The 7,648-nt window shown below is 72.4% G+C and carries 6 protein-coding genes; 3 read left to right on the forward strand and 3 right to left on the reverse strand.

Translation table 11 applies throughout. The annotated features are described in order from the left end of the window. Window positions 1-81: 81 nt before the first annotated feature. From EPD65_RS09250 to EPD65_RS09260, 3 genes are all read right to left on the reverse strand, one after another. On the reverse strand, window positions 82-1,398 hold the full coding sequence (locus EPD65_RS09250) for a DUF4232 domain-containing protein (protein ID WP_131583407.1): 1,317 nt from the start codon (window positions 1,396-1,398) through the stop codon (window positions 82-84). Next, window positions 1,391-1,885, reverse strand: a complete 495-nt coding sequence (locus EPD65_RS09255) for a SigE family RNA polymerase sigma factor (protein WP_131583409.1) — start codon at window positions 1,883-1,885, stop codon at window positions 1,391-1,393. The genes EPD65_RS09250 and EPD65_RS09255 overlap by 8 nt, the downstream gene beginning before the upstream one ends. Window positions 1,886-1,989: 104 nt before the next feature. Further along, window positions 1,990-3,915, reverse strand: coding sequence for a SigE family RNA polymerase sigma factor (locus EPD65_RS09260; protein ID WP_131583411.1), 1,926 nt, complete (start codon window positions 3,913-3,915; stop codon window positions 1,990-1,992). Between EPD65_RS09260 and EPD65_RS09265 the strand changes: the two genes are divergently transcribed. The 3 genes from EPD65_RS09265 to purH are packed head-to-tail and all read left to right on the forward strand — an operon-like array spanning window position 3,914 to window position 7,634. Then, window positions 3,914-5,371, forward strand: coding sequence for a cell division protein PerM (locus EPD65_RS09265; RefSeq protein ID WP_207891484.1), 1,458 nt, complete (start codon window positions 3,914-3,916; stop codon window positions 5,369-5,371). The two genes, EPD65_RS09260 and EPD65_RS09265, sit on opposite strands and share 2 nt — an antisense overlap. A gap of 11 nt (window positions 5,372-5,382) precedes the next feature. After that, window positions 5,383-6,024 (forward strand): phosphoribosylglycinamide formyltransferase, encoded by a 642-nt coding sequence (purN, locus tag EPD65_RS09270; protein ID WP_131583413.1) that lies wholly within the window; start codon window positions 5,383-5,385, stop codon window positions 6,022-6,024. Beyond that, window positions 6,021-7,634: a bifunctional phosphoribosylaminoimidazolecarboxamide formyltransferase/IMP cyclohydrolase gene (purH, locus tag EPD65_RS09275; RefSeq protein WP_243640521.1), complete on the forward strand. Its 1,614-nt coding sequence runs from the start codon at window positions 6,021-6,023 to the stop codon at window positions 7,632-7,634. The genes purN and purH overlap by 4 nt, the downstream gene beginning before the upstream one ends. Window positions 7,635-7,648 lie beyond the last annotated feature (14 nt).

Below are 7,648 nucleotides of genomic sequence, written 5' to 3' on the forward strand. Positions count from 1 at the left end.
ACAGTGGCGCGTCATGTTCGACTCGCTCACGCTCTGGAGTAGGTGGGGGACACGTCAACGTGTCGGTTCGTGCAGGCCGCGCTAGGGGCTGGCCTGCGCGGAGGCATCTGCAGCAGCGGCGTCGGCCGCCGCTCTGGCCGACGCCGCGGCCGCCTCGGCGGCTCTGCGCGCTGCCGCCGCGTCGCCCTGGTCCGGCTTCCACGGGTCGATGCTGACGTTGCCGATCTTCGTGCATGCCGTCGAATAGCCGGTCGGGTCGACGTCGATCGTTTCGCCGCTGCCCGGCACCGTGATCCGCCAGGCGCTGACGTTCGCAGGCATGCAGTCGGCGGCGGGGAAGTTGTCCGGGTTGGTGTCGCGCACCAGCGCCGTCGCGACCCCGTCCGGCGCGAGGACGAACTCGTTCGAGGTCGTCGTGTTGCCGGCGATCGCCAGCCCGTCGGAGGTCACGGCTCGCAGCGTCGAGGAGCCGTGGATCGCGCAGTCGTGGCTCGAGGTGTTGGTGAACCGGACCTCGGCGTACGTGCTGCCGGCGGCCGAGTCGAGCGGCTTCACCGTGGCGTCGAGGTCGGCGGTGGTGCAGTCGGCCGGCGTCGTCGCGGTCGGTGTCGAGGAGGCGTCCGGGCCGCAGCCTTCTGGGGTGAAGACACACATGTGCGGAGCGATCTGCTTCGTGATCGGTGTGAGCGTGGCCGGCTCGGCGACACCCTCACCGCTGAAGGCGACCATCAGCACCGCACGACCCACCCGGGTCAGCTGGAACGTCGTCCCGCCGATCGCGTCTCGGTACCCCTGGCTGAAGGTCAGCGACTCGTAGCCGGTGTCGGCGGCGCGGCTGGTCCACATCATCGTCATCGCGTCGAACGGCTCGGTGGGGCAGGCAGCGACCGCGTCGGCTGCCGCCTTCATCACGCTGCGGGCGTCCTTCTCATCGGCGTACAGGGAGAGGTGGCGGTAGTCCTCGAGCTCGACGGCGAGGCTGGCGAACGCCAACCGGTCCGTGGCGGTCCGTGACGCGAGCGGGTCGGCGTTGCACGGAGTCGGTGTGGTGCCGCTGACGTCGCGGCCCGGGCCTTCGGTGTGCCCGTCGCTGCCGTAGTCGTGTGCGCCCAGGCCGAGCGGGAATCCGGCCGGGATCCGGTCCTTCGGCGGAATGGACGTCGTCGCGGTGTCCGAGGACGACGGCGGCTCGGGGGTGGCGCCGTCGTCCCGCGCGGCATAGAGGCTCGCGGGGATGACGACGGCGAGGACGGCGACCGCGCCGGCAACACCGGTGACGGCCGTACGACGGGCCCGGCGGCGGTCGCCGAGGCGGCGTACCTCCGCGGGAGGCAGGGGAGTGACGGGGCCGCCGCTGCCGAGGCGGGCGAGCTGCTCGAGGGGGTCGCGGTCAGACATGGGTGGCTCCGGAGTCGGGGGAGAGCAGGGTGGCGAGGGCGGCGCGGCCGCGCGAGAGGCGGGCCTTCACGGTCCCCTCCGGTACGCCGGTCTCCCGGGCGACGGCCTGGACGGGCAGGTCGCAGAGGTGGTGCAGCACCAGTGCCTGGCGCTGGGCCTCGGGCAGCTGGCGGAGGGCGGCGATCAACGCGACGCGCGACTCGTCGGACGGTTCGGTCCAGGCCGGTGGTGAGACCGCGCGGTCGGCGGGTCTCCGGGCCAGCTTCACCCGGCGCCAGCGGCTGACGGCGAGGCGGTAGGCCGTCGTACGGACCCAGGCCTCGGGGTGGTCGGCGCGCTCGAGGGACCGGCGGTGCTGCCAGGCGCGGACGAACGCCTCCTGGACGCAGTCCTGGGCTTCGTCACGGTTGCCGATCAGGGCGTGGAGCTGCCCGACGAGGCGCGCGAACGAGGCCGTGTAGAACTCGTCGAACTCGCTTTCGTCCATCGGTGCCCCTCCCCGGGAAGGCGGAGCCTGCAGTGCCAGGCTGTCAGGAGGGATACGCGCGGGGGAGCCACCCGGTTGCATCCGGATCCATCCTGCGCCACGCGTTAGGCAGGCGGAAGGTTCTCGAGGCGGGCGAGCGCGCGCTCGACGAGCGCCTGGAAGTCGCTCTGGTCGAGCTTCGCCTTGTCGACCGGGACGAAGCCGACCTGCGCGACGTCCGGCCCACGGCGTACGACGGCAACCCAGAAGTCGATCGACCGGCTGTCGGAGACGTCGATCGTCAGGCGCCAGGCATGGATCTCGCCCAGCGGGCCCTTCGGCTGGTGCTTGAACTCGTCGACGGTGGCGGTGAGGTTGTGGTCCTCGCAGGACGCCATCTTCTTCTCGACGCCGGACACGAAGGCGTCGGCCTTCGCCTCGGACCGGAAGCGTCCGAGCGTCTCGCTGAGACCGAACTGCGCCGGCAGCTTGGCCTGCGGCACGAGGAACGTGCGGGTCAAGGACGAGGTGACGTCGGGACCGGAGAAGTCGGCGTGGTCACAGGTGGTGGCGGCGGGGTTGGTCGTCGCCTTCGTCGGTGCGGTGCCGACCCACGGAAGCGCGATGCCGGCGATCGGCGGGAGGTCGACGGCCTGCAGCATGCCCTGGGCCGACGGACCCGGCGGGGGAGCTCCGAGCGCCTTGCGCGGCGTGGTCGCGCAGGTTGCGCCGCCGTCGGCGGCGCAGAGCCGGTCGACAGCCGTGCCGACCGCGGCGACGAACGGCGGGAGGTCCGGGCCGTGGGCGTCGGCGATGTCGCGGGCGAGTGTCGTCACGATCGAGCCGGTGCGTGCGACGCCGATGGTCCAGGTGGTCACGGGTGCGGCCTGGTTGCGGAGCACGAGGAGGGCCCCGGCGTCGCCGGCCCCCTCGAGCTGGTACGCCGCGAGCAGCTGCACGCGGGTGCCCGCGCAGTCGGAGAACCACCCCAGCGTCGCGTCGTACGCCGACGTCGCGGCCTTCGCGTCGGTGGACCGTTCGACGACCTGGACGAGGCCGGTCGGCGGACTGCCCTGTGCCGTCACGGGGGACGCGAAGTGCCGGACCAGGGCTGCCAGCGCCTTCGGGTCCGCGAACCGCTGCGCCTGGCAGGGAACGTTGAGGCCGGTGCCGTCGGTGTTGTTGCCGGTGCTGGCCTCGGAGAGCGGCTTCGCGGCCAGTCGGGTGACGTCGCTGCCGCCGAGCAGGTCGGCCGGGTCGAGGTGGACGGTCGCGCCCGGCGCACCCGGTCTGCCGGTGTCGGCGTCGGCACCGCGGAGCCCGGCGATGCTGGCGATCCCGGGGGTGTCATGGCTGACGGCGAAGCCGATACCGGCCACGCCGGCCGTGAGGACCGCGACAGCGATCGACGTGTGTGCGCGCCGTCGCGCCGTGCCGCTGCGCCGGATGATCGAGGCGCGCGGGAGGCGGATCGCCTCGAGCGGGTCGCCCAGGGCGCGCAGCGTCGTCGCGACCTCGGCCGGCTCGATGTCGCGGTGGATCGCGAACTGGGCGGCAGCCAGCCGCAGCTGTCGCTGGGCGCTGGCCTGGGTCAGGCCGATCTCGTGGCAGAAGTCGTCGCTCTCGAGTCCGCCGAGCAGGTGGAGCAGGAGCGCGCGGCGCTGGATGGCGGTCAGCTCGTCCAGGGCATCGAGGGTCGCGCGGTGCTCCGGCGCGAGGGAACCCTCGCGATGCCAGAAGTGCGCGGTGTGGCGCCGCTGCGCGTGTTGCCACGTGAGCGGGCGCACCCACGCCTCGGGGTCGTCCTGGCGCGAGACCTTGTGCCAGTGGTGCCAGGCAGCGACGAACCCGTCACGGACCGCGCGTTTGGCTGCGGCGAGGTCGCCGGTCAGCGCGAACGCCTGGAGCAGCAGGCGCTGGCGCGCAGTGGCGTAGAACGCGTCGAACTGTCCCGGGTCTCGCATGGCGCGGACCAACTTACCGGGCTCCGGGCTCCCCGGCGCGTCCTCGGCCCACCGGTTGGCGTCACCGGGGAGGATGAGGCCCGTCATGTCGAGCCGTAGCCGTTTCTCCGCGTACCACCCGTCGCCGCCCGCGAGCGAGGGGGAGCCGCAGCGTTCCCTGGCACTTGTGGCCGTCCGCGGTGGCGCCCTCGCCGCGCTCGTGCCGCTCGTCCTGCTCATGGCGGTGGCGCTGGTCGGCTGGTTCCTGACTGACGGAGGCGCCCACGGCGCTCCGCGCGACGCGCTCCGGATCGGCGCCCTCGGCTGGCTGATGGCGCACGGATCGGGCGTCCACATCCAGGGCGCCGCGGTCACCGCGCTGCCGCTGGGGCTCACCGCGCTCGTCGGGTACGCCGTGTGGCGGTCCGGCCTGCGCACCGGCGAGCGGCTCTCCACCCACGGCCCGGACGCGTACGCGCTGTCTGACGGCGAACGCGACCTGACCGTCCCCGCGGGCGTCACGATCTTCACCGCGTCGTACCTGCTCGTCGGGATCGTCGTGGCCGTCGTCGCGGGTTCGCTCTCGACGCAGCCGTCCCTGCCCGCCGTCCTGCTCTGGTGCCTCGTGCTGGCCGGTGGGGTCGGCGGTGCCGCGATTGCGGTCGGCTCCGGTCGGGCGGCGGTCTGGCTGGGGCCTGTGCCGGAGTCCGTGCGCGAGGCCCTGTTCGGCGCGCTGCGCCTGCTCGCGTGGTTCCTCGCCCTCTCCGGCCTGGTCTTCCTCGCGGCCCTGCTGGTCGACGGCGCGGCCGCCCTCAACGTCCTCTCGCAGCTCGGCACCAACCTCGGCGGCGGCATCGCTTACGTCGTTCTGAGCCTGCTCGTCGTGCCCAACGCCGCGACGTACGCCGGCTCCTATCTGCTCGGTCCCGGCTTCGCCGTCGGCACGCACACGCTGGTGTCGCCGACGGTGGTGGCGCTCGGGCCGGTGCCGATGTTCCCGCTGCTCGCTGCGCTGCCGGACAACGGCCCGACGCCGTTCTGGACGCCGTTCCTGATCGCGCTGCCGCCGATCCTCGCGGCGACCGTCGTGGTGCGCGCGCGCCACCGCCGACCCACCACTGACTGGGACATCGGCGCGGTCCGTGGCCTGTCGACGGGCGTGGTCGCGGCGGTCCTCTTCGCCGTGCTCGCTGCCTTCTCCGGTGGCTCGGTGGGCCCGGGCCGGATGGCCGACGTTGGCCCGCTGGTCGCCTCCACCTTCTTCCACGCGATCGTGTCGTTCGGCATCGGCGGCCTCGTCGGTGGTCTGCTCGGCACCTGGCTGACCCGCCGCAATCCGCCGCCCGTGGTCGTCGTACCGGGGCCGGTAGACCAGGACACGGAGGCGACCGTCGTCGTGTCCGCGAAGGCCGCAGCCTCCGACGACGAGCCGACGGTCGTCGTGCCGAAGGTCCAGCCGGGCGATGCCGCTGACGGCGAGGCCACCGTTCCGCTGCTCGGCCGCCTGCTCCGCCGCAGGGGGACCGACGAGACGGAGGCGGGGGAGGACCCCGAGCGCGGATAAACTCCGCACTCGTGTCCACCTCTCCTGCCGTCGAGTCCGCCGCTGCGCCTGCGCGCGTCGTCGTCCTGGTCTCCGGCTCGGGCACCAACCTCCAGGCGCTGCTCGATGCAGCCATCGATCCGGCGTACGGCGCGGCCATCGTCGCCGTGGGCGCCGACCGCGACGGCATCGAGGGCCTGGCCCGCGCCGACCGCAGCAGCGTGCCGACGTTCGTCGCGAAGCTGAAGGACTACTCCTCGCGCGACGCGTGGGACGGTGCGCTCGCCGACCGGGTCGCGGCATTCGAGCCTGATCTCGTCGTGCTCGCCGGCTTCATGAAGCTCGTCGGTCCGGCCTTCCTCGCACGCTTCGCGGGCAAGGTCGTCAACACGCACCCGGCGCTGTGCCCGTCGTTCCCCGGCACGGCCGGCCCGGCCGACGCCCTGGCGTACGGCGTCAAGGTCACCGGCGCGACGCTCTTCGTCGTGGACGCCGGCGTCGACACCGGCCCGATCGTCGCCCAGACCGTCGTGCCGGTCGAGGACGACGACGACGTCTCCGCGCTGCACGAGCGCATCAAGGTCGCCGAGCGCCAGATGCTCGTCGACAACGTGGGCCGCCTGGCCCGTGAAGGTTTCCGCATCACCGACAGGAAGGTCCGGTTCGGACTGTGAGCTCCTCCATCGACTTCAGCAAGATCGAGACCCCCGACAAGGTCGCGATCAAGCGCGCCCTGATCTCGGTCTTCGACAAGACCGGTCTCGAGGAGCTCGTCCGCGGCCTCGCCGCTGCCGGTGTGGAGCTCGTCTCCACCGGTGGCTCCGCTGCCCTGATTGAGTCGCTCGGCCTGCCGGTCACCAAGGTCGAGGACCTCACCGGCTTCCAGGAGTGCCTCGACGGCCGCGTGAAGACGCTGCACCCGCGCGTCCACGCCGGCATCCTCGCCGACCGTCGTCTTGACGACCACGTCGCGCAGCTCGCCGAGATGGGCATCGAGGCCTTCGACATGGTCGTCGTGAACCTCTACCCGTTCGCCGACACCGTCGCCTCGGGCGCCGGCATCCAGGACTGCATCGAGAAGATCGACATCGGCGGTCCGACGATGGTCCGCGCCGCGGCCAAGAACCACGCCAACATCGCGATCGTCACCGACGGTGCCGACTACGCCGCTGCCCTCACCGCCGCGCAGGGCGACGGCTTCTCCTACGAGGAGCGCAAGGTCCTCGCCACCAAGGCGTTCGTCCACACCGGCACGTACGACGTCCAGGTCGCCTCGTGGATGGGCTCGGTCGTCACGGACTCGTCCGAGGGCACCGGTTTCCCGGCCTGGATCGGCGGCACCTGGGACAAGTCGGCGGTGCTCCGCTACGGCGAGAACCCGCACCAGCCGGCCGCGCTCTACCGCTCGGGCTTCGGCTCTGCCGGCCTCGCGGGCGCCGAGCAGCTGCACGGCAAGGAGATGTCCTACAACAACTACGTCGACACCGACGCGGCCCGCCGCGCGGCGTACGACCACGGCGACCAGCCGACCGTGGCGATCATCAAGCACGCCAACCCGTGTGGTGTCGCCGTCGGCGCCGACGCGGCCGAGGCCCACCGTCGCGCCCACGAGTGCGACCCGGTCTCCGCCTTCGGCGGCGTGATCGCCACCAACGTCTCCGTCTCCGTCGAGATGGCCAAGCAGGTCGCCGAGGTCTTCACCGAGGTCATCGTCGCCCCGGCGTACGACGAGGGCGCGGTCGAGATCCTGCAGGGCAAGAAGAACATCCGCATCCTCGTCGCCGAGCCGCTCGCGACCGGTGGCGTGGAGACGCGTGCGATCTCCGGCGGTCTGCTGATGCAGCACGTCGACCAGTTCCAGGCCGAGGGCGACGACCCGGCCAACTGGACCCTCGCGACCGGTGAGGCTGCTGACGAGGCGACCCTTGCCGACCTGGCCTTCGCCTGGCGCGCGGTGCGTGCCGCGAAGTCCAACGCGATCCTGCTCGCCAAGGACGGCGGCGCTGTCGGCATCGGCATGGGCCAGGTCAACCGCGTCGACTCCTGCAAGCTCGCCGTCGAGCGCGCCAACACCCTCGTCGAGGGCGAGGAGCGGGCCCGCGGCTCGGTCGCTGCCTCCGACGCGTTCTTCCCGTTCGAGGACGGCCCGCAGATCCTGATCAACGCCGGCGTGAAGGCGATCGTCCAGCCGGGCGGCTCCGTGCGCGACGAGCTCACGATCGCGGCCTGCAACGCGGCCGGCGTGACGATGTACTTCACGGGGACGCGGCACTTCTTCCACTGAGTTACTGACGCAGC

The organism is Nocardioides jejuensis, from assembly GCF_004337475.1.
In the GTDB taxonomy this organism is placed as follows: Bacteria; Actinomycetota; Actinomycetes; order Propionibacteriales; family Nocardioidaceae; genus Nocardioides; species Nocardioides jejuensis.